This is a genomic window from Aeromicrobium sp. Sec7.5, from assembly GCF_036867135.1.
GTDB lineage: Bacteria > Actinomycetota > Actinomycetes > Propionibacteriales > Nocardioidaceae > Aeromicrobium.
Genome location: NZ_JBAJIJ010000001.1, coordinates 1,308,612 through 1,331,145 on the forward strand (window position 1 = coordinate 1,308,612; position 22,534 = coordinate 1,331,145).

The window sequence follows — 22,534 nt, forward strand, 5'->3', positions numbered from 1 at the left end:
TTCGCCTGAACGGGGGCCCCGGTCACCAGGCTCGTGTCAGTATGGTTCAGTCGAGGGGCGGCCGCGTCGTCGGTCCGCGCCTCGTGCCGTGTCCAACGTCTGAAGGTGGTTTTACTGTGGGTTCTCCCGGCAAGCGACGGGCGGACGTGCGAGCGACCCCAGTTCGGCGGGGACCGACCTTCTGGCAGCTCCAGCTGCGTCGTGTCGTCCTGCCCACGGTCGGGGTCGGCGCACTCGCCGTCGCCACGGCCGCTGTGGCCGCCCACCCGAGCGCCGATCTGCCCGTCTCGCCCGACCGGGTGTCGACGGTCCAGGCCAGCGAGGTCAGCCGGAGCGGCGAGCGCCCCGTGCTCGCCCCCCAGGCCGAGACGGTCCAGCAGGCCACCGGCGCCCTGTGGGTCACGGGCGATGCCGAGATCCGATCCGACGCCGCCCCCACCGCACCCGTGCTCGGCCAGGCCGAGGAGGGCACCCAGATCCTCGTGACGGGTGTCGTCGAGGGCGAGTGGACCCAGGTCCTGCTCAACGACGTTCCGCGGTGGGTCGCCTCCAGCACCCTGTCGACGGAGGAGCCGCTCGGCACGGCGCCCTGCGCCCGAGGCGGAGGCGTCGAGAAGGGCCTCCAGCCCGACACCACCAAGGTCTACCGGGCCGTGTGCGCCAAGTTCCCCCAGATCTCGAACTACGGGGGTCGCGCCGCACGCTCCGGCAGCTCCGGTCACCCCACCGGCCGCGCGCTCGACATCATGGTGTCCGACCAGGCCCTCGGCGACGAGATCGCGCAGTTCGTGATCGACAACCGCGAGAAGCTCGGCATGACCCAGGTCATCTGGCGTCAGCGCATCTGGGAGCCGGGCTCGGGATGGCGCGGCATGAGCGACCGTGGGAGCTCCACGGCCAACCACTTCGACCACGTGCACGTCACCACCTCCGGCGACGCCGCCACCAGCTGACCCCTCCCTGCCCATGGGTACAGCGGTCCGCGTCGGCCTGACCGGGGGCATCGGCTCCGGCAAGAGCACCGTGAGCGCCCTGCTGCGCGACCACGGGGCCGTCGTGGTCGACTACGACCGCATCGCACGCGAGGTGGTCGAGCCGGGCAGCCCCGCACTCGACGCCATCGTCGAGCGCTTCGGCCCGGGCGTCCTCGCGGCCGACGGATCTCTCGACCGACCGGCGCTCGGTGCCATCGTCTTCGCCGACGAGGCGTCACGGCGCGACCTCGAGGGCATCACCCACCCGGCGGTCCGGGCCCGCGCGGCGGAGCTGGAGGCCGGCGCCGACACCGCCGACGTCGTGGTGCACGACATCCCGCTGCTGGCGGAGTCCGGCGGACGCGGTCCCTACGACGTCGTGGTGGTCGTCGACGTCCCCGTGGAGGTGCAGGTCGAGCGTCTCGTGCGCGATCGCGGCATGTCGCCCGACGAGGCGCGGGCGCGCATCGACGCGCAGGCGTCCCGCGACGACAGAGCCGCTGTCGCCGACGTGGTCGTCGACAACAGCGGCTCCCTCGAGGAGCTCACTGCCGCGGTGCGTGACCTCTGGCAGGAGCTCTCGGCCCGTTAGGCCGCGAGGTCGGGGTCGGCGATGCGGCGCAGGGTGGCCAGCGCTTCCCGCTCGAGCTGGCGCACGCGCTCGGCACTGATGCCGTGCCGCTTGCCGATGTCAGCCAGCTTCTGCTGACGGCCGTCGAGCAGGCCGAAGCGCGAGCGCACGATGTCGGCCTCGCGGTCGCCCAGGTGGTCGATCAGACCCCCGAGCAGCTGACGGGTCGCGTCGGACATGACGCTTTCGTCGGGGCCCGGTGCCTGCTCGCGCGCGATCAGGTCGCCGAGCGAGGTGTCGCCGTCGTCGTCGACGGGCGTGTCGAGGCTGACGTGGTCACGTCCCCAGGACATCAGGTCGATCACGCGATCGACGTCCATCTCGAGGACCATGGCGATCTCCGCGGGATCCGGGTCGTAGCCGAGCTCGCGCTCGAGGTTGCGGCGTGCCGCCGTGACCTGGTTGAGCTCCTCGACGACGTGGACGGGCAGCCGGACCACGCGGGCCTGCTGCGCGATGCCACGCGTGATGGCCTGACGCACCCACCAGGTGGCGTACGTCGAGAACTTGAAGCCCTTGCTGTAGTCGAACTTCTCGACCGCGCGGATCAGGCCCGTGTTGCCTTCCTGCACGAGGTCGAGCATCGGCATGGCCGACCGGCCGTACTTGCGGGCGATCGAGACGACGAGTCGCAGGTTCGCCTGGATGAACTCCTGCATGGCGTGCTCACCCTCGGCGGCGATCCACTCCAGCTCCTCGAGGCTCGCGCGCTTGGGCGCGCCACCCTTGGCGCGACCGACGCGGCCGGTCTCGATCAGGTGCTGGGCGAACAGACCGGCTTCGATGGTGCGGCTCAGCTCGACCTCGCGCTGTGCGTCGAGGAGAGGGGTCCGGGCGATCTCGGCCAGGTACATGCCGACGCTGTCCTTGCCCTCGGACTCGCGGACTCGGGTGTCCGTCTTCATGCTCATGGTGCGCCTCCCAATCGTGGGTCTGTATGGGGTCAACGCACGGAGTGCGCGGAGGATTCCGCTCTCAGTCTGTTCTTAGGCCGGAATTTCCGGCGTGTCGCGGCTCACCCCGACACCTCGGGGTTGCCGGAGCCCGGGGCTGCGGTGTCGATGATCCAGGCGAGCTCGAAGGCCCGCTCGCGCCAGGAGTCGTAGCGCCCGCTGACGCCGCCGTGACCGGCGTGCATCTCGGTCTTCAACAGGATCGGCGCGGCACCGGTGGTGGTGGCCCGCAGGCGGGCGACCCACTTGGCCGGCTCGACGACGCTGACGCGTGTGTCGTGCAGGCTCGTGACGGCGAGGATCGCCGGGTAGGGGCGAGCCTGCACGTTCTCGTACGGCGTGTACGACTTCATGTAGGCGTAGACCTCGGGGTCGTGCAGCGGGTCACCCCACTCGTCCCACTCGATCACCGTGAGCGGCATCGACGGATCCAGGATCGTCGTCAGGGCGTCGACGAACGGCACGGCCGCCAGCACGCCGCGGAACGCCTCGGGCGCGAGGTTGGTCACGGCGCCCATCAGGAGACCGCCGGCGCTCCCGCCCTCGGCCACGAGGCGCTCGTGGCTGGTCCAGCCCTCGGCGACGAGATGGTGGGCCGCGGCCACGAAGTCGGTGAACGAGTTTCGCTTGTGGTCGAGCTTGCCGTCGTCGTACCAGGACCGGCCCATCTCGCCCCCGCCCCGGACGTGCGCCACGGCGAACACGAAGCCCCGGTCGAGCAGGGACAGGCGCGCGACGGACATGCCGGGGTCGATGCTGATCTCGTACGCGCCGTACCCGTAGAGCAGGGCCGGCGCGGTGCTGTCGCGGGGCATGTCGGCCCGCGCCACGATCGAGACCGGCACGAGGGTGCCGTCGTCGGCCGTGGCCCACGAGCGGTGCTGGACGTAGTCAGCCGGGTCGTACCCCCCGAGGACCTCGGCCTGCTTGCGCAGCACCGTCTCGAACGTGTCCGGGTCGAGGTCGAGGACCGACGCCGGCGTGATGAACGAGCCCACGCCGATCCGCACGAGCGGCTGGTCCCACTCGGCGTTGGCGCCGAGCCCCACGGAGAACAGCTCTTCGTCGAAGGGGACCTCGCGGAGCGGTCCGAACCCGCCGGTGTGGTCGGCGTCGATCGACAGGACGCCGATACGGGTGAGCGCGGCGCGGCGGTAGGAGACGAAGAGGTGACGGGCGAAGACGTCGACGTCCTCGAGCCGGAGGTCCGGCTGGGCGGGGACGACGACCCGCCCGTCGCGGGCCGACGCCAGGGGCGTCATGAGGACCGGCTGGAGATCGGTCGCGACGAGCTCGAAGTCGGGTGCACCGTCGTTGTGCAGTACGAGCAGCACGTCGGTCTCGCCCACGACGGCGTGCTCGATGGAGTACTCGATGCCCGTGCGGCGCTCGAGGACGACGCGGAACTCGCCCTCGGGGTCGTCGGCCGGGAGCAGTCGTGACTCGCTCGTGATCTTCGAGGAGGCGCCGATCACGAGGTACTTCTCCGACTGGGTGCGTCCGATGCCGGTGAAGAAGCGCTCGTCGGTCTCCTCGTGGACCAGCACGTCGTCGCTGACCGGGGTTCCGAGGCGGTGCCGCCAGACCCGGTGGGGACGCCAGGCGTCGTCGACCGTGGAGTAGAAGACGTGGGTCCCGCCGGCGGACCACGTGGCACCCCCGCTCGTGCCGGGGATCTCGTCGGCCAGCTCCTCGCCGGTGCGCAGGTCCTTGAAGCGGATCGTGTAGCGCTCGTCGCCGGTCGTGTCGGTCGAGTACGCCAGCACCGTGTCGTCGTCGGTCAGGCTGAAGGCGCCGAGGGAGAAGAACTCGTGCCCCTCGGCCAGCAGGTTGGAGTCCAGGAGCACCTGCTCGCCGGGGGCTCCAGAGCCGTCCGACGACGAGCCAGCCTCGATCTCCGGCGGGTCCCAGTCGTCCGGGGTGGCCGGCAGGCGGCTGCGGATCGCGTACGACAGACCCTCGACCGTGCGACTGAAGTACCACCACTGGCCGTGGCGGACCGGCACGGAGAGGTCGGTCTCGCGGGTGCGGGCCTTGATCTCGCCGAAGATCGTCTCGCGCAGGCCCGCCAGGTGCGAGGTGCGCGCGTCGGTGTGGGCGTTCTCGGCCTCGAGCAGGGCCAGCACGTCGGGGTCCTCGACGTCGCGGAGCCACTCGTACTCGTCGACGAACTCGTCGCCGTGAAAGCGGCGGACGGTCGGACGGACGTCGGCGACGGGCGCGTCGGGTGTACCGGTCATGGCTCGACGCTACTGACGAACGCCCGAGCTGACAGGGCCGGGTCGTCGGCCGCGAAGGTCTTGACCGGGCCCAGGGGGGACTCGCGTGTCTCGAACCGCACGGTGACGCGGCCGAGGCCGGATCCCCAGACCCAACCGTCCCCGTGCTCGACGTGGGTCACGTCCTCGCCCGGGGTCCAGCCGCGTCGTTGCCGCCGCTCGACGCGCGAGGGCAACGGCCCCAGCTCCTCCTCGGGCTCAGGGTCGGTGAACAGGTCGTCCTGCACCCAGTCGGCCATTCCGCTGACGCCCACCCCGAGCAGGCGCAGCCCGCCGCCGAGGTCCTCGGCGTCCAGCAGGCGGCGGGCCGTCTCGGCGAGCACGCGGCCGTTGTCGGTGGGGCCGCTCAGGGTCGAGGAGCGGGTGTGCGTCTCGAAGTCGTGGTAGCGGACCTTCAGGGTCACGGTCCGGCCGGACAGGCCGCTCTTGCGCAGGCGCTGCGCGACCCGGCGGGCCATCTGCTCGGCGATCTCGCTCAGGTGAGTGCGGTCGACGAGATTGGTCTCGAAGGTGTCCTCGACACTCACCGACTTGGTCTCGCGGGTCGCGTCGACCGGGCGGTCGTCGTCCGCGCGTGCCAAGCGGTACAGCGACTCCGCCGACGACTGGCCCAGGTGGGCGCCGAGGTCGTCGACCGAGAATCGCCGGAGGTCCTCCACCGTGGCGACACCGAGGCGGCGCAGGCGCTCGGCCGTCGCGGGGCCGACACCCGGGATCGCGGTGGCCTGCATGGGTCCGAGCACGTCGGCCTCGGTGCCGGGCTGCACCACGAAGGCGCCGTCGGGCTTGTTGATCTCGCTGGCGATCTTGGCCATGAGCTTGCTGGACGCGACCCCCACCGACGCCGTGAGTCCGTGCGTCAACCGCGTCACGTCGGCCCGGAGCACCCCGACCAGGTCGTCGACCCGGTCGGGATCGAAGTCCTCGCCCGCAGCGAGGTCGACGAAGGCCTCGTCGAGCGAGAGCGGCTGCACGACGGGGGAGAGCTCACGGAGCCGAGCCATCACGATGCCGCTCGCCTCGCGGTAGGCGTCGAAACGTCCCCCCAGGAACGCCGCCTGCGGGCAGCGGGCGCGGGCCTCGGCAGCGCTCATGGCCGATCGCACACCGAACCTGCGCGCCTCGTACGACGCCGTTGCGACGACGCCGCGCGCCCCCACGCCGCCGACGACCACGGGCTTGCCGCGCAGCGAGGGCTTGTCGCGCTGCTCCACCGAGGCGAAGAAGGCATCGAGGTCCAGGTGGAGGATCGACGCCGTGGACCGCATCGGTCCATTGTGGCCGTCCACAGCCCTCCGGGATCCACAGGTCGTCGGACCGGGCTTCGCTCGAGCCATGAACCGGCGCAGCGTGGAGCCATGAGCAGACGCCGCCGCACTCGACCGACCACCCGACCCACCGCCGGCCCCGACCAGCCCGAGTCCGTCTTCACCGCCCACGACGTCGGCGACGTGCTCGCCGCCGTGCCGACCCTGTTCGGCTTCCGCCCCGCCGAGTCGTTCATCGCGATCGCGACCTACGGCCCGCGGTGCCGCTTCGGGTTCTCCCTGCGGCTCGACCTGCCGGACCTCGACCTGGCCGGCACCGTGGCCGACGTCGCGGTGCACCACCTGCGACGGCAGGGGGCCGACGGGGCGATCCTGCTGGCGCTCTCGGAGGACCACGAGCGGGCCGAGGCGGTCGTCCGGGCCGGCCTCCAGCGACTCGAGCCCGACATCACCCCGGTCGTGATCGCCTGGGCCGATGGTCGCCGGTACTGGCAGCCCCTGCCGGGGTTCCCTCGCCAGGGAATCGGTTACGAGGCTCCGGCCCACCACGAGGCCGTGGTCCGGGCCGTCGCCGCCGGTCAGGAGATCCTCGCGGGTCGCGACGACCTCGTGGCGCGGTTCGCGCGGTGCTCGGGGGCGGTCCTCGACCGCATGGCGGACGTCACGGAGGGCGAGCTCGACCGGGTCCTGCAGCTGTTCGGTGGGAGCCTGACCGACTCGGCTCTCGTGGGCGTGGCCGTGGGCGAGCTGGATGTCGTGCTCGACCGGGCGCTGAACGAGCAGGAGCGGCTGTCCGACGTCGAGGTCGCGCTGGTGTCGGTGTGGGGCGCGTCGGTCCTGGTCCGCGACGAGCTGATGTCGCGGATCAACCGTGACACCGCCCGCGACTGGCTCCGGGTGCTGACCGACGTCTCCGGCCGTGTGGTCCCTCCGTTCGAGCCGTCGGTCCTGTGCCTCGCCGGGTTCGCGGCCTACATGACCGGCGACGGGGCCCAGGCCGTCATCGCGCTGGAACGGTCTCTCGCGGCCGATCCGGAGCACGTGCTGAGCCAGCTCCTGATGCAGTTGATCCAGGGTGGGGTCTCCCCGGAGCAGTACGAGGCGATGGGGGAGATGACGATCGTGGAGGCCCAGCGGGCCGAGGCGCTCGCTCGCCAGCGGGAGCGTTCCGCCTGACCCCGCCCTACGCTGTCGCCATGGGGCAGGACGTCGATCACCAGGAGTTCACCGGCGAGGACCGTCGGCGCTATCGCGCCAAGGTGCGTCGCTGTCTCGACGTGCTGGCTCGCATGCTGACCGACCGCGACTTCTCGGTCGGCGAGCCGCTGGTGGGCGTCGAGATCGAGTTCAATCTCGCGGATGCCTCCGGCGACGCCGCGATGACGAGCGCCGAGGCGCTCGCGGCCATCGCCGACGAGGACTTCCAGACCGAGCTCGGCCGCTACAACATCGAGATCAACGTGGCACCCCGTCCGATCTCCGGCGCGGGACTCCTGGAGCTCGAGACGATGGTGCGCGACGACCTCAACGAGGCCGAGCGCAAGGCGGCTGCCACCGGTTCGGGGCTCGTGATGGTCGGCATCCTGCCGACGGTGCGCGAGGAGCACTTCGCCCGCGAGGCGATCGCCCCAGATCCGCGCTACAGCCTGCTGAGTGACCAGATCCTGGCGGCGCGGGGCGAGGACATCGAGATCCTGATCGATGGCGTCGACCGGCTCGAGCTGCGCACCGACACGATCATGCCGGAGGCGGCCTGTACGAGCACCCAGCTCCACCTGCAGGTCGAGCCCGACCGCTTCGCCGCGGTCTGGAACGCCGCCCAGGTCATCGCCGGGGTCCAGGTCGCGGTCGCGGCCAACTCGCCGTTCCTGCTCGGGCACCGGCTCTGGCACGAGACCCGTGTCCCGTTGTTCGAGCAGTCCACCGACACCCGCAGTGACGAGCTGAAGGCCCAGGGCGTCCGTCCACGGGTCTTCTTCGGTGACCGGTGGATCACGTCGGTCTTCGACCTGTTCGAGGAGAACGTGCGGTACTTCCCGGCCCTGCTGCCGATCGTCGAGGACGAGGATCCCGCCGAGGTCATGGCCGCGGGTGGCGTCCCAGAGCTGGCCGAGCTCCGCCTGCACAACGGCACCGTCTATCGCTGGAACCGCCCCATCTACGACGTGGTCGACGGCGCGCCGCACCTGCGGGTCGAGAACCGGCTCCTGCCCGCGGGCCCCACCGTGATCGACACCGTGGCCAACGCGGCCCTGTTCTACGGACTCGTCGCCGCGATGTCGGCCGCCGACCGTCCGGTGTGGTCGCGCATGCCGTTCTCGGTCGCGACCGACAACTTCTACGCCGGCGCGCGACGTGGCATCGAGGCCGAGCAGCGGTGGCCGGGCCTCGGCACGGTCCCGGTCCGCGACCTGGTGCTGCACCACCTCCTACCGGTCGCGGCTGCCGGACTCGACCAGCTCGGCGTGTCCACCGAGGCGCGCGACCGGTACCTCGGCGTCATCGAGCGCCGCTGCGCCCTCGGTGCCAACGGGGCGACCTGGCAGATCGACGCGGCCGAGTCGTTCGACCGTTCCGGGGATCCCGAGGGTGCGATGCGCCGACTCGTCGTGGCCTACCGGGAGCACATGCACGGGGGAGAACCCGTCCACACCTGGCCGGTTCCCTGACCCCGAGCAGAACCTGCCGTGTCGGGTTCAACGTGTTTGCCGAGGCATGGCAGACTGTCCCCAGAGGTTGACCAGAGGTCTCCTTGTCGCGCCCTTGAACCGTTCGAGAGGTGAAACATGCCGGTGAATCCAGCTGCTTCTGCCGTCAAGACGGTGGGTCGACTCATTCCCAAGACGCTCAAGGACGCCGCCGCTGCGGCCACCTCCGGAGGCCACGACCACGTCGACGGCCCCGACCCTGTCCCGTCCCGTTCGACCCCGGAAGACACTGTGACGAAATCCTCCTCCGCCTCGACGAAGGCTCCCGCCAGCAAGGCGCCCGCCAAGAAGGCCCCCGCGGCCAAGAAGGCGCCTGCGGCCAAGAAGGCCCCTGCGGCCAAGAAGGCGCCGGCCAAGAAGGCCCCCGCCGCCAAGAAGGCCCCGGCGAAGAAGGCGGCGTCGACCAAGCAGGAGATCAACGTCGAGATCACCGACAGCGAGGTCGTGGTCGAGGTCGGCGAGCCGGTCGCGGTCGACGAGAACGGCAAGAAGATCCTGCCGGACATCCCTGACGACCAGTTCGTCAAGGACGTCAAGAACGATCCGACCATCAAGGAGGACGAGCAGTCCGCCTTCACGCTGAGCGCGGCCGACGAGTCCGACGAGCCGGTCCAGCAGGTCATGGTCGCCGGTGCCACCGCCGATCCGGTCAAGGACTACCTGAAGCAGATCGGCAAGGTCTCGCTGCTGACCGCCGGCGAAGAGGTCGAGCTCGCCAAGCGCATCGAGGCCGGCCTGTTCTCCGAGGAGAAGCTCGCCGCCGGCGGCCGCATCTCCGAGAAGGTGCGTGAGGAGCTCGAGTGGATCGTCGTCGACGGTCGCCGCGCGAAGAACCACCTGCTGGAGGCCAACCTGCGCCTCGTCGTCTCGCTGGCCAAGCGGTACACCGGTCGCGGCATGCTGTTCCTGGACCTGATCCAGGAGGGCAACCTCGGTCTGATCCGCGCCGTCGAGAAGTTCGACTACACCAAGGGCTTCAAGTTCTCGACCTACGCCACGTGGTGGATCCGTCAGGCCATCACCCGCGCCATGGCCGACCAGGCCCGCACGATCCGCATCCCGGTGCACATGGTCGAGGTCATCAACAAGCTCGCCCGCGTCCAGCGGCAGATGCTCCAGGACCTGGGCCGCGAGCCCACGCCCGAGGAGCTCGCCAAGGAGCTGGACATGACGCCCGAGAAGGTCGTCGAGGTCCAGAAGTACGGACGCGAGCCGATCTCGCTGCACACCCCGCTCGGCGAGGACGGCGACAGTGAGTTCGGCGACCTGATCGAGGACTCCGAGGCCATCGTGCCGGCCGACGCGGTCTCGTTCACGCTGCTCCAGGAGCAGCTGCACGCGGTCCTCGACACGCTCAGCGAGCGCGAGTCCGGTGTCGTCTCGATGCGCTTCGGCCTGACCGACGGCCAGCCGAAGACCCTCGACGAGATCGGCAAGGTCTACGGCGTCACGCGTGAGCGGATCCGTCAGATCGAGTCCAAGACCATGAGCAAGCTGCGGCACCCGTCGCGTTCGCAGGTCCTGCGCGACTACCTCGACTGAGCCCACCGCTTCCAGCGTGCACGACGAAGGCCCCGGTCCACTGGACCGGGGCCTTCGTCATGGGCGCGGCATTGCCGCGTCGGATCAGTAGCGCGGCGGCGGCTCGTCGCGACCGCGACGCTGGCTGTTGAGGATGAGCGAGAGCGCCAGGCCGATCGCACCGACGACGATCAGGATGTAGCCGATCATGGTGAGGTCGACCGCGTCGACCGCGTCGCGCACGGCGAACGCGAGAATGGCTCCTACGGCGAGCAGGAACAGGGATCCGCCGATCTGCATGGTGCCTCCAAGGTGTGGGGCCGCGGGGGGCGGCCGTGGGGTCGAACAGATCGACCTTGGCACGGTGTGCCCGACCGCGCATGTCGACGAGCTCGGTGGCCCGTTGGTTCGCTCGTCCCTGTGGCGCCGAGACGCCGAGTGCCCCGGACCAGGTGGTCCGGGGCACTCGGCGTGCAAAGCCTTCGGGCGGGGGCTCAGGCCTCCGCGTCGGCGCCGGTCGCGGGCGTGGCCGCCAGCTGACCGGACTCGTCGTGGATGGAGGCGGCGACGTCGCGCAGCTTGTCCTCGTACGCACGAGCGTGGTGGGCGCAGAACAACAGCTCGAGCCCGCTCGAGAGCTCGACGCGGACGTAGGCCTGCGCGCCGCAACGATCGCAGCGGTCGGTGGCGTTCAGCGCGGGGCGTTCAGCAAGTGCCGTCACGGTGACCTACTTTCCTTCGGGGGATTTTCGTGCTCTGTGCCATCAACATCATTTCACGGACTGGCATTCCGCGCGGGTGGTGGTGACGTACGTCATTGATACTGCCTGAGGCGGACAACTTCACGGCAGCCACGCGGTCCGCGTGTCACATCCACGTGACATCTTCGGGCCTCGATAGATTGGCGACAGCGCCGACCGCCCCGTGGACCGGCGCGCCCGCACGACCGAGGAGATCTGCCATCACCACGTACGACGCCCGCAACCTGCTGGTCCTCGAGGGTCTCGAGGCCGTCCGCAAGCGGCCGGGCATGTACATCGGCTCGACCGACACCCGTGGCCTCATGCACTGCCTCTGGGAGATCATCGACAACTCGGTCGACGAGGCGCTCGCCGGCTTCGGCTCCAAGATCCAGGTCATCCTGCACGCGGACGGGTCGGTCGAGGTCCACGACGACGCCCGTGGCATCCCGGTCGACATCGAGCCGAAGACCGGCCTGACCGGTGTCGAGGTCGTGTTCACGAAGCTGCACGCCGGCGGCAAGTTCGGCGGCGGGGCGTACAACGCCTCCGGCGGGCTGCACGGCGTCGGTGCCGCGGTCGTCAACGCCCTCTCGGAGCGCCTCGACGTCGAGGTCGACAAGGGAGGCGCCACCTGGGCGCAGACCTTCCGGCGAGGTGCGCCCGAGGGCAGCCTCGAGAAGGTCGGCAAGGTGGCGAAGGCCCGTACCGGCACGCGCGTGCGGTACTGGGCCGATCCGCAGATCTTCATCAAGGGCGCCAAGTTCTCCTACGAGGACCTCACGCGGCGGGCCCGCCAGACCGCGTTCCTCGTGCCCGGGCTCGAGATCGCGATCCGTGACGAGCGCACCGACGAGGTCGTCGAGGAGTCGTTCAAGCACGAGGGCGGCATCGCCGAGTTCGTCGAGTACCTCGCGGTCGACGAGCCGGTGACCACCGTGCTGCGGCTGCAGGGCGAGGGATCGTTCACCGAGACCGTGCCCATGCTCGACCCCCAGGGTCACATGACCCCGCAGGACGTCGACCGCACGCTCGGGGTCGACGTGGCGTTGCGCTGGGGCACGGGCTACGACACCGACGTCCGCTCGTTCGTCAACATCATCTCGACCCCCAAGGGCGGCACCCACGTCCAAGGCTTCGAGCGCGCCATGACCAAGACCTTCAACGACGTGCTGCGGGGCACCCGGCTGCTCAAGAACGGCGACACCGACGTCATCAAGGACGACGTCCTGGAGGGCATCTCGGCCGTCGTCACGGTGCGTCTGGCCGAGCCGCAGTTCGAGGGACAGACCAAGGAGGTCCTCGGCACGCCGGCCGTCACCCGGCTCGTGCAGAAGGTCGTGTCCGACGAGCTCCGCACCTTCCTGACCTCGACCCGGGGTGCCGAGAAGGCCGCGGCGCGCCTGGTGATGGAGAAGGTCGTCGGCGCCTCCCGCACCCGTCTGATGGCGCGCCAGCAGCGCGACACCCAGCGCCGCAAGAACGCGCTGGAGTCGAGTGCGCTCCCGGCCAAGCTCGCCGACTGCCGTACCAGCGACGTCGAACGCTCCGAGCTGTTCATCGTCGAGGGCGACTCTGCGCTCGGCACGGCCAAGAGCGCGCGCGACTCCGGGTTCCAGGCGCTGCTGCCGATCCGCGGCAAGATCCTCAACGTCCAGAAGGCGTCCATCGGCGACATGCTCAAGAATGCCGAGTGCTCCTCGATCATCCAGGTCGTGGGCGCCGGATCGGGCCGCACGTTCGACCTCGACGCGGCGCGCTACGGCCGCATCATCTTCATGGCCGACGCCGACTCCGACGGTGCCCACATCCGCTGCCTGCTCGCCACGCTGTTCTTCCGCTACATGCGTCCGCTGGTCGAGGCGGGGCGCGTCTACTCCGCCGTGCCTCCGCTGCACCGCATCGAGCTCTCCAACCCGAGGAAGGGCCAGGAGAAGTACCGGTACACGTACTCCGACGCCGAGCTGCAGCGCGCCCTGGCCGAGCTGCGCAAGAAGAACGTCAGCTGGAAGGACCCGGTGCAGCGCTACAAGGGTCTGGGCGAGATGGACGCCGACCAGCTGGCCGAGACCACGATGGAGCCGCGGCACCGCACGTTGCGCCGACTCACGGTCGACGACGCGGAGGAGGCGAGCGAGGTGTTCGAGCTGCTCATGGGCTCGGAGGTCGCACCGCGCAAGGACTTCATCGTGGCGGGTGCCTACGAGCTCGACCCGGACCGCATCGACGCCTGAGCGGGCGTCGAGCGCGACAGGCGCGAGGCCTCGGCCGCGACCGTGAACGCCTCCGCGCGGTCCAGGTGCGGTCCGGTGACGACGACCGGGCCGTCCGGGCTGTGTACCGCGACCGAGGCGACCCCGAGCCGTCGCTGCAGCGGACCCTGCTCGACCGCGACGGACTGGTTCTTGCGGTGCGGCACGATGCTCGTGCGGCGGGTGATCCACCCCGTCCGTGCGACCACGGCGACGCCGTCGACGCCGATCCACCGGTAGCGCCAGCCGACGGGCGCGAAGGCCCGGCCGGAGCGGCTGGACCGGTGCCGGTCGTCGATCTCCTCGAGGGCCCCGGGGACGAGCAGGTCCACGACGCGGCGCGCCAGGTCAGGGTCGGCGATCGGCAGCACCGTGGCGGCCTGGTCCTGGTCGTTCGTGTCGCCCTTCCCGGCGGTGCCCGCGACCGAGACGAGCACCCGGCGCCATCCCAGCTGGCGCCAGATGATCGGCTCCACGACCGCCACGCCCTGGACCCGGTCGAAGGGCACGGTCTCGGAGGTGCGGCTCAGCAGACCGCGTTCGATGCGCAGCCCGTGCTCGACGCGACTCAGGCGGTACCCCCACTGGTCCAGCACGCGCCGACCGACGATCTGGAAGGCCCAGAACCCCGCACCGACGACGCCACCGAGTGCGGCGACGGGGGCGGCGAACCAGATCGAGGCGATCAGGGCTCCGACCGCCACGACGACGGCGCCCGCGAGGTCGAGCGACAGCAGCGTGCCGAGGACGACCCGGGACGGGGGCACCTCGGCCACGACCTCGATCGCCTGCGCCTCGAGGGGCGGGGGAGCCGCTGGGTCGGTGGGCCCGTCGGGAGGCGCCTCGCCGGTCGTGGCGGTGTGGGCGCGCCGGAGCAGGAGCGCCCGCAGCTCGTTCGACCGGGCCAGCGTGAGGTAGCGGACGGTCGTGCGCGACTCGGACCCGCCGGCGGAGTCCAGGTGCAGCTCGGCGAGTCCGAAGACGCGGGCGACGAGTGGCTCGTGGATGTCGACCGACTGCAGCCGCTCGAACGGGACGCGACGCGACTTCTTCCAGAGGATGCCGCTGTCGACGCGGGCCTCGCCGTCGTCGATCACGAACGTCGTGAACCGCCACGACAGCCACCCGATGAGGCTGCCGAGCACCAGGCCGCCCGCCGCGGCGGCCGGAAGTCCGAACACGCCCCAGGCGTCGAGGCCGCCGCCCTGGAACACCGTGCTGACGATGCCGACGAGGGCGGCGGCGGACCAGCCCAGCCCCAGGACGACGGAGGTGAGGGGGTGCGTGCGCTGCGCCTCGGCGAGGGTGGCCCGCTCAGAGTCCGGCGCCACGCGACTCACCCAGCTCGGTCAGACGCACCCGCAGGCGGAGGGCCTCCTCGTGGGGCACGCCGGGCACGGTCGCGGCGGTCCTGGTGCTCGCGGTGTGCAGGCCCAGGCTGGTGAAGCCGAGTCGCCGGGCCAACGGGCCGGCCTGGAGGTCGACGAACTGCATGCGGCCGTACGGCACTGACACGACGCGACGGAACGCCACGCCGCTGCGCACCACCAGCTCCTCGTCCTGCTCGCGGTAGCCCCACGAGCGGCGGTTGCGAGGCGCCCACCAGGCCAGCCACGCCACGACCAGCAACCCGATCGCGAGGGGTACCGCGAGCCACCACGCCGGCAGGGAGGTCGCGTCGACGACGAGCGCGAGCACGCCCTCGACGACGAGGAGCGCGACGAGGGTCGTGAGCGATCCGACGAGGAGGCGGGCCGTGGCGAGCCGGGGCGAGATCGCGGTCCACCCCGCGTCGCCGGAGTCGAAGGGGTCAGCCATGTCCTCAACCTACGCCGACCCACGCCTGACCCGAGCGAGGCGTTTGACTGCAGGGAAGGCCCGGTGGGACAATCGGAGACGCGGGAATTGTTCTCCCGCCCCGCGGGCGCCTCATCCGGCGCTCCTCTCGTTGTGGCGACTCTGCCTTGCTGCGTCGCTGCCGCGGGCCAAGGCCGGCACACCCGCTCGGCTCATCAGACTGTGTTCATCACGAACATGTGGAGGATCTCCATGGCCAAGGCACTTGTCGGTTATCTCGGCGGCCCCACCCCCGCCCAGCTCCACCAGACGGCGCTGCTCAAGCGTCGCGTCGCCGACCTCGAGGCGGAGGTGCTGCGCCTCAAGACCGAGAACGACGGACTGCTGACCGCGCTGCACGACCAGGTCGACTCCGTCACCCCGGCCGACCTGCTGGAGCCGGTCTCTCACTGAGGGCCGCCCCGGCACTAGGGTGGCTCCCACCCGCTCGACCCGTGGTCGACCCCTGACGTCCCTGGAGCCGCCGTGTACCTGAAGAGCCTCACGCTCCGCGGGTTCAAGTCGTTCGCCTCCTCCACGACCCTGGAGCTGGAGCCGGGCATCACGTGCGTCGTGGGCCCCAACGGCTCGGGCAAGTCCAACGTCGTCGACGCCCTCTCGTGGGTCATGGGCGAGCAAGGCGCCAAGTCGCTGCGCGGCGGCAAGATGGAGGACGTCATCTTCGCCGGCACGTCCGGCCGTGCACCGCTCGGCCGCGCCGAGGTCGTGCTGACGATCGACAACTCCGACGGCGCCCTCCCGATCGAGTACAGCGAGGTCACGATCTCGCGCACGATGTTCCGCAACGGCGGCTCGGAGTACGCGATCAACGGCAACACCGTGCGCCTGCTCGACGTGCAGGAGCTCCTGAGCGACTCGGGCATCGGGCGCGAGATGCACGTCATCGTCGGACAGGGTCAGCTCGACTCCGTGCTGCGGGCCACGGCCGAGGAGCGCAGGGGCTTCATCGAGGAGGCTGCGGGCGTCCTCAAGCACCGCAAGCGCAAGGAGAAGGCGGTCCGCAAGCTCGAGGCGACGCAGGGCAACCTCACGCGTCTGGCCGACGTGCTCAACGAGCTGCGCCGCCAGCTCAAGCCCCTCGGGCGCCAGGCCGAGGTGGCGCGGCGGGCGGCCGTGATCCAGGCCGACGTGCGCGACTCCCGCGCCCGGCTGCTGGCCGACGACGTCGTGGGCGCCCAGCAGGTCATCGCCACCGAGCTGGCTGACGAGTCGGCCCTGCGCGAGCGCCGCACGTCGGTCGAGACCGCGATCGCCCACGCCCGCCAGGCCGAGACCGAGCTCGAGGACCGCCTGCGTGACGACTCGCCGCGCCTGTCCGCGGCGCAGGAGGCGTGGTACGCCCTGTCCGGCGTGCGCGAGCGACTGCGTGGCACGGCGGGGCTGGCCACCGAGCGCGTGCGCCTGGCGGCCGTCGAGGCCGACGACCAGCACCACGGGCGCGATCCCGACGAGCTCGAGGCCGACGCCCGACGGGCGCAGGAGCAGCACGGGGTCCTGGCGCGCGAGGTCGCGGTCGCCACGACCCGCCTGCAGGAGGTGGTCGCCGGCCGCAGCGAGGCCGAGGCCGCCTACACGACCGAGGAGCGCCGCATCGCGGGCCTGCTGCGCGCTGCGGCCGACCAGCGCGAGGGTCTCGCGCGCCTCCACGGCCAGGTCAACGCGATCCGCCTGCGCGCCGGCGCCACGGACGCCGAGCTCGGACGCCTCACCTCCTCGCGCGACGACGCCGTCGCGCGAGCCGACTCGGCGCAGCAGGAGTTCACGGCGCTGGAGTCGCAGATCGCGGGCCTGTCGGCGGGGGAGTCGGGGCTCGACGAGCGGCTCGCCGCAGCCGAGAGCGAGCTCGGTGGCATCGACGCCGAGGTCGCCGAGATCGTGATGGCGGTGCAGGCCCTGGAGCGGGGCGAGGCCGCCCTGGTCGCACGCCGGGAGGCGCTCGAGATCGGTCTGGCCCGCAAGGACGGCGCCGGGGCGCTGCTCGCCGCGTCCGACGAGCTCAGTGGTCTCCTCGGTTCGGTGGCGGCGCTGCTGACCGTGCGCTCGGGCTACGAGGCAGCGATCGCCTCGGCGCTGGGCTCGGCCGCCGACGCCGTGGCGGTCGACCACCTCGACACCGCCGTCGACGCGATGGAGAAGCTCAAGAGCGAGGACCTCGGACGCGCCGGCCTGCTCCTGGGCGCCGTCGACGGCAGTGCCGACGAGGGGGACGACGCAGGCTGGCCGGGCCTTCCCGACTTCGCCACCTACGCCGTCGACGTGATCGATGGTCCGTCGACCCTCGACGCAGCCCTGCGCCGACTGCTCTTCAAGGTCGCCGTGGTCGACGATCTCGACCGTGCCCGGGCCCTCGTGCGCCAGGCCTCGGACGTCACGGCGGTGACGCGGGACGGCGACATGCTCGGTGCGCACTTCGCGTCGGGGGGCTCGACGTCGACCGAGAGCCTGATCGAGGTCAAGGCTGCCGTCGACGAGGCGGTCGCCGACCTCGACCGCACGCGTCACGAGCTGGAGCGCTCCCGGTTCGCGCAGCAGGGGCTGTCCGATCGGCGCCAGAAGGCCCAGGCTGCCGTCGACGCCGTGCTGGAGCAGCTGCACGAGTCCGATGCCGAGATGGCCGCAGTCGCGGAGTCGCTGGGTCGTCTCGGGTCCGCCGCCCGCGCCGCGCGGGCCGAGGCCGAGCGCCTCGAGCAGTCGATCGCCGAGGCCACGGCGTCACAGGCACGCGACCTCGAGGGCCTCGCCGAGCTCGAGGACCGACTGGCGCAGGCGGAGTCGGCACCGGAGACCGAGCCCGACACGACCGAGCTCGAGGCCCTCGCCGAGGCGGCCTCCGCCTCGCGGCGCGCGGAGACCGAGGCGCGCCTGGCCCTGCGCACGAACGAGGAGCGGGCCCGGGCGCTGGAGGGTCAGGTCAGGGCCTTGGTGGAGTCGGCCGAGTCCGAGCGCCAGGCCCGGCGACGAGCGGCGGAGCGCCGCGCGCGTCAGGTGCGCGAGGCGGAGGTCGCCCGGGTCGTGATCGCGGCGACCGACCAGGTCCTCGTGCACCTCGGCCTGTCGATCGACCGGGCCGCCGCGCTGCGCACCGAGATCGAGCAGTCGCGAGCCAGCAGTGAGACCGAGCTGCGCGAGGTCCGCACCCGCCTGCGGGGGCTGAGCGAGGAGCTCGAGGCCCTGAAGGACTCCGTGCATCGCGACGAGATGGCCCGGGCCGAGCTGCGGATGCGGCTCGAGGCCCTGGAGTCCCGGTCGCTGGAGGAGCTGGGGCTCGAGGTCGAGGCCCTGGTGGTGGAGTACGGCCCGGAGGTCCCGGTGCCCACGTACGACGACGAGGGCGAGCCACTCGAGCCGCGGCCGTACGTGCGTGAGGAGCAGGCCAAGCGCCTGCGCACCGCCGAGCGTGGCCTCGCGATGCTGGGCAAGGTCAACCCGCTCGCCCTGGAGGAGTTCAGTGCCCTCGAGGAGCGGCACCAGTACCTGTCCGACCAGATGGCCGACCTGAAGAAGACCTCCGCCGACCTCATGGCGATCGTCGAGGACGTCGACGCCACGGTCGAGCGGGTCTTCACGGAGGCCTGGTACGACGTCGAGCGCGAGTTCGAGGGGGTGTTCAGTCGCCTGTTCCCCGGGGGCGAGGGCCGACTGATCCTCACCGATCCGCAGAACATGCTGCTCACGGGCATCGAGGTCGAGGCCCGGCCGCCCGGCAAGAAGGTCAAGCGCCTCTCGCTGCTGTCGGGCGGTGAGCGCTCCTTGGTGGCGGTGGCGTTCCTGGTGGCGCTCTTCAAGGCGCGTCCGAGCCCCTTCTACATCCTCGACGAGGTCGAGGCGGCGCTCGACGACACCAACCTCGGTCGTCTGCTCGAGATCTACGAGGAGCTGCGCGCCAACTCCCAGCTCGTCGTCATCACGCACCAGAAGCGCACGATGGAGGTCGCCGACGCGCTCTACGGTGTCTCGATGCGGGGCGACGGCGTCTCGGCGGTCATCAGCCAACGGCTGCGGGAGCAGGAGCGCGTGTGAGCGAGCAGGACCAGGTCGACGATCCTTCGGCGCGCCGGCGCACCGACTACCCGGAGATCCGCCGGATCACGACCCGGTGGGAGGACGAGGACGTCTACGGCCACGTCAACAACGTCGTCTACTACTCGTACTTCGACACCGCCGTGAACGGCTACCTGATCGAGGCCACCGGCACCGACACCCGCCAGCTGGCCGCCTACGGCGTCGTCGCCGAGACGAGCTGCCGCTTCCTGCGCGAGCTCCGGTTCCCGGTCGACGTCGAGGCGGGGCTGCGCGTCACGCGCCTCGGCTCGTCGAGCGTCGTCTACGAGATCGGCCTCTTCCAGGGCGACGCCGAGTCGCCCGCTGCGGTGGGCCGCTTCGTCCACGTCTACGTGACGGGCGACGACCGGTCCGTCACACCGGTGCCGGACGTGGTCCGCGCCGTGCTGGAGCCCCTCGCGGTCTGAGTTGGGTCGCGCTGGAGCGCGTTCGCACCTCGACCAGCGGGTGGTGGCGGCTCAGCCGATCACGACGTCGAGGGCGTGCGCGATCCACGGCGCGGCCAGGAACACGGTCGGCCCGACCAGCACGACGACCGAGATGGTCCAGGCGAGGGTCGTGGCCCACCACCGGACCGGGGGGTCCTGCAGGCGCTCGAGACGGAGCAGCGCCTCGCTGCCGATGCCCATCGCGCCGTCCGGAGCCTGGCTGCCGGCGAGCGTGACGATCGCCCCCGCCAGGGCACGGTCGCCCGTGACCCGGCGAGCGGCGTCGTCGGCGAGGAGCTCGACCATGACCCGGCTCTGCGCGAGCGGTGCATCGGTGCGCAGGATCCGGGGATAGGCGGCCCGGAGGAACTCGAAGCCCTCAAGGACGAGGTCGTGGCGGGCGCCGACGTGGGCGCGCTCGTGGGCGAGGACCGCGCGCAGCTCGTCCGCGCCCAGCTTGTCGATCGTGCCGCTGGAGACCACGACACGCGCCTGGGTGCGGTCGGGCAGGCAGTAGGCCACGAGCGCCTCGTGCTGGAGCACCCGCAGGGCCGGCGACCTGCCGTCCGGCTCGCCGAGCAGGTCGACGAGCTCGCGCTGTCGACGACGGCGGGTGCCGGTGCGCCGCCAGACCGTCCAGGCCGCCCACCAGAAGCGCGCCCACACGAGCACGCCGACCAGCAGCACCAGGACGTGCAGCGCGACGCGCGACGGGGACGGGTCCTGCTCCGAGACCAGCCAGAGCGCGGTGGAGAGCCCGGCACCCGAGATCGCGAGGATCGCCGCGATCGCGAGTGACTGCCACATCACGATCCCGGCGGCGGGGGAGCGGTACGGCCAGGAGGCCCGCGCCAGCAGGGCCGGGACCGGGAGGGCCAGTGCCACCCCGATCAGGCCCAGCAGGACCGGTGTCACACGCCGTCGAGCGCCCGTCGCAGGGCGGCCGCCTCCGCAGGATCGACCGACCGGGCGAAGTGGACGAGGGCGGAGGTGCGGTCGCCCGAGGCATCGAGCGCGGCGTCGATGAGCTCGGCGGTCGCGGACTCGCGCGACTGGCTCGGCGTGTACCGGAACGCGCGGCCGTCGCGCTCGCGGTCGACCATCTCCTTGGCGCCGAGGCGATCGAGGACGGTCATGACCGTCGTGTAGGCGAGGCCCCGGCCCTCGCCCGTGCCGGCCTCGAGAGCGTCCTGCACCTCGCGCACCGACATCGGCCCGGTGGCGTCCCACAGCACGTTCATGATGGCGCGCTCGAGCTCGCCGGGACGGGTCGTGGATCGGGTCACGGGGCAAGACTACTACGTGACGTAGGACTCATGGGTGTGGGCTCCGTCGCCCCTCCTCGGTGTACTACGATCTGTAGTACTTACTACGGCGCGTAGTAGTTCGACTCCTCGAGACTCGAGACAGTGGGGCCAGCATGGAAGCGCTCGACATCGCCCGGTGGCAGTTCGGCATCACGACCGTCTACCACTTCTTCTTCGTGCCGGTCACGATCGGCCTGATCTTCCTCGTCGCGATCCTCCAGACCTGCTGGTACCGCACCGGTGACGAGCGCTACCTGCGACTCACGCGCTTCTTCGGGAAGCTCTTCCTCATCAACTTCGCGATGGGGATCGTCACGGGCATCGTGCAGGAGTTCCAGTTCGGGATGAACTGGAGCGACTACTCGCGGTTCGTCGGCGACGTGTTCGGCGCCCCGCTCGCGATCGAGGGGCTGCTCGCGTTCTTCATGGAGTCGACGTTCCTCGGACTCTGGATCTTCGGGTGGGACCGGCTCAAGCCGTCACTGCACCTCGCGACGATCTGGATCGCCGCCGTCGGCACCGTGCTGTCGGCCTACTTCATCCTCGCCGCCAACTCGTTCATGCAGAACCCGGTGGGCTTCGCCTTCAACGCCGAGAGCGGCCGCGCCGAGCTGACCGACTTCATGGCGGTCATGACGAATCCCGTCGTGCTCGCGACGTTCCCGCACACGATCTTCGCGTGCTTCATGGTCGGCGGCGCCGTGGTGGCCGGGGTCAGCCTCTGGCGGATGATGCGCCACCCAACTGAAGACGGGGACGCCTTCCGCACGTCGTTCCGCCTCGGTGCGGTGTTCCTGCTCGTGGCCGGGCTCGGCACGATGATCTCCGGCGACTTCCAGGGCAAGGTCATGACCGAGGTCCAGCCGATGAAGATGGCGGCGGCCGAGGGGTTGTACGAGGACGAGGCGCCCGCGGCCTTCTCCGCCCTAACGGTCGGGACGCTCGACGGCTCCGAGCCCGTCCTCGAGATCAAGGTCCCGCACCTGCTGTCGTACCTCGGGACGGGGACGTGGGACGGCGAGATCCGTGGCATCAACTCGCTGCAGGCCGAGTACGAGGAGCTGTACGGACCGGGCGACTACGCCCCGAACATCCCCGTCACGTACTGGACGTTCCGCGCGATGATCACGGCGGGCGGGCTCTCGATGGCGCTCGCGGCCTGGATGCTCTGGGCGACCCGCCGGGGGCGCAGCCCCTCGAGCCGGACCTTCACGGGCCGATGGATGCTCCGGTGGGCGGTCGTGCTCCCGTTCCTGCCGCTCGCGGCCAACTCGTTCGGCTGGATCTTCACCGAGATGGGCCGTCAGCCGTGGCTCGTGTTCGGTCTGCTGCCGACGTCCGCCGGAGTCTCGCCGAGCGTCTCGGCGGGGACGGTCCTCATGAGCCTGATCGGGTTCACGACGCTGTACGGCGTGCTCGCGGTGATCGAGGTCAAGCTCCTGCTCCGCACGATCCGGCAGGGCCTTCCAGCGGCCGATCCGCCCACGCCCGACCACGACCGCGACCCGGACGCACCGCTCGCGTTCGCCTACTGACCCCCCTTCGACCGGAACC

General features: G+C 71.1%; 19 protein-coding genes. 10 read left to right on the forward strand and 9 right to left on the reverse strand.

The window, feature by feature from the left end:
* Positions 1-116 precede the first annotated feature (116 nt).
* Together V6S66_RS06585 and coaE are read left to right on the forward strand one after the other, a co-directional pair.
* A complete protein-coding gene (locus V6S66_RS06585) occupies positions 117-953 on the forward strand; it encodes an SH3 domain-containing protein (RefSeq protein WP_334205947.1) in 837 nt (278 codons plus the stop codon).
* 13 nt (positions 954-966) lie between these two features.
* A complete protein-coding gene (gene coaE / locus V6S66_RS06590; protein ID WP_334205948.1) occupies positions 967-1,566 on the forward strand; it encodes a dephospho-CoA kinase in 600 nt (199 codons plus the stop codon).
* Here coaE and V6S66_RS06595 read toward each other — a convergent pair.
* The 3 genes from V6S66_RS06595 to V6S66_RS06605 form a co-directional block, all read right to left on the reverse strand.
* On the reverse strand, positions 1,563-2,510 hold the full coding sequence (locus V6S66_RS06595) for a sigma-70 family RNA polymerase sigma factor (RefSeq protein WP_334207234.1): 948 nt from the start codon (positions 2,508-2,510) through the stop codon (positions 1,563-1,565). The genes coaE and V6S66_RS06595 overlap by 4 nt on opposite strands.
* A 110-nt stretch (positions 2,511-2,620) precedes the next feature.
* Positions 2,621-4,798, reverse strand: a complete 2,178-nt coding sequence (locus V6S66_RS06600) for a S9 family peptidase (protein WP_334205949.1) — start codon at positions 4,796-4,798, stop codon at positions 2,621-2,623.
* A complete protein-coding gene (locus V6S66_RS06605) occupies positions 4,795-6,105 on the reverse strand; it encodes a DNA polymerase IV (protein WP_334205950.1) in 1,311 nt (436 codons plus the stop codon). Before V6S66_RS06605 ends, V6S66_RS06600 begins: the two co-directional genes overlap by 4 nt.
* A 90-nt stretch (positions 6,106-6,195) precedes the next feature.
* Between V6S66_RS06605 and V6S66_RS06610 the strand changes: the two genes are divergently transcribed.
* The 3 genes from V6S66_RS06610 to V6S66_RS06620 all read left to right on the forward strand — a co-directional run bounded on the left by V6S66_RS06610 (position 6,196) and on the right by V6S66_RS06620 (position 10,355).
* On the forward strand, positions 6,196-7,281 hold the full coding sequence (locus V6S66_RS06610) for a DUF4192 domain-containing protein (RefSeq protein ID WP_334205951.1): 1,086 nt from the start codon (positions 6,196-6,198) through the stop codon (positions 7,279-7,281).
* Between the two features lie 20 nt (positions 7,282-7,301).
* A complete protein-coding gene (locus V6S66_RS06615; RefSeq protein WP_334205952.1) occupies positions 7,302-8,774 on the forward strand; it encodes a glutamate--cysteine ligase in 1,473 nt (490 codons plus the stop codon).
* Between the two features lie 117 nt (positions 8,775-8,891).
* Positions 8,892-10,355, forward strand: coding sequence for an RNA polymerase sigma factor (locus V6S66_RS06620; protein WP_334205953.1), 1,464 nt, complete (start codon positions 8,892-8,894; stop codon positions 10,353-10,355).
* An 84-nt stretch (positions 10,356-10,439) separates the two neighbouring features.
* On the opposite strand, the gene V6S66_RS06625 is transcribed toward V6S66_RS06620, so the two are convergent.
* Together V6S66_RS06625 and V6S66_RS06630 are read right to left on the reverse strand one after the other, a co-directional pair.
* Positions 10,440-10,634 carry a DUF6458 family protein gene (locus V6S66_RS06625; protein WP_334205954.1) on the reverse strand — a complete coding sequence of 65 codons (195 nt, stop codon included), beginning with the start codon at positions 10,632-10,634 and terminating at the stop codon, positions 10,440-10,442.
* Between the two features lie 194 nt (positions 10,635-10,828).
* Complete coding sequence (locus tag V6S66_RS06630; RefSeq protein ID WP_334205955.1) at positions 10,829-11,056, reverse strand: DUF7455 domain-containing protein; 228 nt, start codon at positions 11,054-11,056, stop codon at positions 10,829-10,831.
* A gap of 239 nt (positions 11,057-11,295) precedes the next feature.
* Between V6S66_RS06630 and V6S66_RS06635 the strand changes: the two genes are divergently transcribed.
* The gene (locus V6S66_RS06635; protein WP_334207235.1) at positions 11,296-13,308 is read left to right on the forward strand and encodes a DNA gyrase/topoisomerase IV subunit B; all 2,013 of its coding nucleotides are present in this window, start codon (positions 11,296-11,298) and stop codon (positions 13,306-13,308) included.
* Here V6S66_RS06635 and V6S66_RS06640 read toward each other — a convergent pair.
* Positions 13,275-14,657: a PH domain-containing protein gene (locus V6S66_RS06640; RefSeq protein WP_334205956.1), complete on the reverse strand. Its 1,383-nt coding sequence runs from the start codon at positions 14,655-14,657 to the stop codon at positions 13,275-13,277. The genes V6S66_RS06635 and V6S66_RS06640 overlap by 34 nt on opposite strands.
* Entirely contained in the window at positions 14,641-15,144 is a 504-nt protein-coding gene (locus V6S66_RS06645) for a PH domain-containing protein (protein WP_334205957.1), read from the reverse strand. The genes V6S66_RS06640 and V6S66_RS06645 overlap by 17 nt, the downstream gene beginning before the upstream one ends.
* A gap of 231 nt (positions 15,145-15,375) precedes the next feature.
* On the opposite strand from V6S66_RS06645, the gene V6S66_RS06650 reads away from it, so the two are divergent.
* From V6S66_RS06650 to V6S66_RS06660, 3 genes are all read left to right on the forward strand, one after another.
* A complete protein-coding gene (locus V6S66_RS06650) occupies positions 15,376-15,576 on the forward strand; it encodes a hypothetical protein (RefSeq protein ID WP_334205958.1) in 201 nt (66 codons plus the stop codon).
* Between the two features lie 72 nt (positions 15,577-15,648).
* On the forward strand, positions 15,649-19,203 hold the full coding sequence (gene smc, locus V6S66_RS06655; RefSeq protein ID WP_334205959.1) for a chromosome segregation protein SMC: 3,555 nt from the start codon (positions 15,649-15,651) through the stop codon (positions 19,201-19,203).
* Positions 19,200-19,652 (forward strand): acyl-CoA thioesterase, encoded by a 453-nt coding sequence (locus V6S66_RS06660; protein WP_334205960.1) that lies wholly within the window; start codon positions 19,200-19,202, stop codon positions 19,650-19,652. Before smc ends, V6S66_RS06660 begins: the two co-directional genes overlap by 4 nt.
* Positions 19,653-19,703: 51 nt before the next feature.
* Here the strand turns inward: V6S66_RS06660 and V6S66_RS06665 are convergent, their stop codons facing one another.
* Together V6S66_RS06665 and V6S66_RS06670 are read right to left on the reverse strand one after the other, a co-directional pair.
* The gene (locus V6S66_RS06665) at positions 19,704-20,588 is read right to left on the reverse strand and encodes a M56 family metallopeptidase (protein ID WP_334205961.1); all 885 of its coding nucleotides are present in this window, start codon (positions 20,586-20,588) and stop codon (positions 19,704-19,706) included.
* Positions 20,585-20,959 (reverse strand): BlaI/MecI/CopY family transcriptional regulator, encoded by a 375-nt coding sequence (locus V6S66_RS06670; protein WP_334205962.1) that lies wholly within the window; start codon positions 20,957-20,959, stop codon positions 20,585-20,587. The genes V6S66_RS06665 and V6S66_RS06670 overlap by 4 nt, the downstream gene beginning before the upstream one ends.
* A 134-nt stretch (positions 20,960-21,093) precedes the next feature.
* Here V6S66_RS06670 and V6S66_RS06675 point away from each other — a divergent pair, with 134 nt between their 5' ends.
* Positions 21,094-22,515 (forward strand): cytochrome ubiquinol oxidase subunit I, encoded by a 1,422-nt coding sequence (locus V6S66_RS06675; protein WP_334205963.1) that lies wholly within the window; start codon positions 21,094-21,096, stop codon positions 22,513-22,515.
* Positions 22,516-22,534 lie beyond the last annotated feature (19 nt).